This is a genomic window from Sphingobium sp. DC-2 (assembly GCF_000722555.1).
GTDB classification, from domain to species: Bacteria; Pseudomonadota; Alphaproteobacteria; order Sphingomonadales; family Sphingomonadaceae; genus Sphingobium; species Sphingobium quisquiliarum.
In genome coordinates this window covers 1-1,466 of sequence record NZ_JNAC01000091.1, presented here as the reverse complement: position 1 = coordinate 1,466, position 1,466 = coordinate 1, and the positions used below count along the sequence as shown (strand labels likewise).

1 protein-coding gene is annotated in these 1,466 nt (G+C 65.6%); it reads left to right on the top strand.

Translation table 11 applies throughout. The features are described from left to right. The coding region (locus ET21_RS0117760; RefSeq protein ID WP_030540712.1) for an Ig-like domain-containing protein at window positions 1–1,466 on the top strand (1,466 nt) is incomplete at both ends.

Sequence of the window (1,466 nt, the reverse complement as noted above, 5' to 3'; positions counted from 1 at the left end):
TCACCGATGGCGACGGGTCGGCCGACAGCGCCTCGCTCGACGTCCGCATCAGCGACGACATCCCCGATGCGCGCGACGATAGCGCCGCCGCGCTGGAAGATAGTTCAGTCATTATTAATGTGGTCGCGAACGATCTCACCGGGGCGGATGGCGTTGCGCTGGCGACGGGTGTTTCGCTGGTGACCGGACCCGCAAAAGGCAGCCTCATCTATAATGGCGACGGCAGCTTTACCTATACGCCCAATGCTGGCGCGACGGGGAGCGACAGTTTCACCTACAGTCTCAAGGACGGCGACGGAGACAGCGCAAGCGCCACCGTGACCGTGCTTCTCGCGGCCGACAGCACGCCCCGCATCATGCCTTCCACCGCGGCGGTGTCCGAAGCGGGCCTGCCGTCAGGTTCTGACCCGGCCTCGGCGAGCGAGACGGCGGCCGGCGTCCTGGCGATCGACACTGGAGCCGATCGCGTGGCGCAACTCCTTGTGGGCGGCGTGGATGTCACGGCGGGGGGCACCGTCTCAGGCAGCTTTGGCATATTACAGGTCACGCGCACAGACGCGGGCTACAGCTATAGCTACACGCTGACGGCCCCGGCATCTGGCGAAGAGGGGCAGGACCAGTTCAGCGTCAAAGTGACCGACAGTGACGGGTCGGTGGGGGTGGCCGATCTTCTCATCCGCATCTCCGACGATGCGCCGCGCGCTTTGGCGGACAGCGATGGCGTGAGCGAGGACGGTCCGCTTGTGGCGGACGGCAATGTGCTGACGGGCATCGGCGGCAGCGACGCCAACGGCAGCGACGGCGTGGCGGACGTGCAGGGCGCGGATGGTGCGGCTATATCCAGCGCCGGTACGTTCAAGGGTGTCTATGGCACGCTGACGCTGGAGGCCAGCGGGCTCTACAGCTACAGGCTCGACAATGAAAATCCCTTGGTCCAGACGCTCAGCCCCGGCGAAACGCTGACCGACAGTTTCAGCTACTCCATCACTGATGGCGACGGAGATGTGTCGTCGTCCACCCTCACCATCACTATATCGGGATCGGATGACGGCGTAGGGATCAGCGGCCTTGATGGCGAAGGCGCCGAAGTCCTTGTATCGGAAGCCCATCTGGCGGATGGGTCCGCCCCCGATGCAGCAGCGCTCACCCGTACGGGCAGCTTCAGCATATCCACCCCCGACGGGCTGGCGGCGGCGAGCGTGGAAGGGGTTTCCATCTTCGCGGGCGGCGCGTTCAAGGCCGCTGCGATCGTCACGGCGGAAGGCACGCTGCGCATCACCGGCTTCACGCCCGTGACAGGCCCTGATGGCTCGGTGACCGGCGGCAGCTTTGCCTACAGCTATGAACTGACCGGCAACAGCCTCGCCCATGGCCAGCCGGGGACGGATAGCATCCTTCAATCCTTCACCGTCACCATCACCGATGGCGACGGGTCGGCCGACAGCGCCTCGCTCGACGTCCGCATC